The 678-nt window shown below is 56.8% G+C and carries 1 pseudogene; it reads right to left on the bottom strand.

Features of this window, described 5'->3' with window-relative positions:
- Positions 1 to 678, bottom strand: a pseudogene (locus HWX34_RS21005) (IS3 family transposase); the annotation flags it as partial.

Genomic DNA, 678 nt, shown 5'->3' on the forward strand with positions numbered 1-678 from the left:
CTGCCAATTGTAGCTACTGAACTGACTTCCTTGGTCGGAATGTACCAGTACCTCCTGCTTGGGCTGACGTCGCCATACCGCCATCAACAGGGCATTCAGCACCAGCTATCTATCGATACGTGACTGCATCCACCAGCCAATCACCTGCCGTGAGACCAGGTCCAGCACCACCGCCAGGTACAACCACCCCTCATGCGTGCGGATATAAGTGATGTCGGTCACCCAAGCTTTATTCGGTTCATTCACGGTGAACTGGCGTTGCAGGTGGTTAGGTGTCACCACTGCCGGGCGGTCACTGTAATGCCCAGGACGTCGATGGTAGCCAGTCTGCGAACGTAAGCCCTACTGCTTCATCAGCCGCGCCACACGATGTTTGCCGCAGTGCTCACCCTGAGCCTGCAAGTCGTCATGCACCTTGCGATAGCCATAGACACCGCCACTTTCGAGCCAAGCCTGCTTGATGTGCCCCAGCAAGCGCTAGTCTTCTCAAGCTCGCGGTGAGTACGGTGACGCTTTCCAAGCGTAGTAGCCGCTGGGGTGTACCGACATAACACGACACAGACGTCGAATAGGGAACTGCTGCTCATGGGCCCGGATGAAGGCATACCTTACCCGGACTCCTTGGCAAAGTATGCGGCGGCCTTTTTTAGGATGTCGCGCTCCTCGGTGACCCGTTTG

The organism is Aquitalea sp. LB_tupeE (assembly GCF_013391415.1).
Taxonomy (GTDB): Bacteria; Pseudomonadota; Gammaproteobacteria; order Burkholderiales; family Chromobacteriaceae; genus Aquitalea.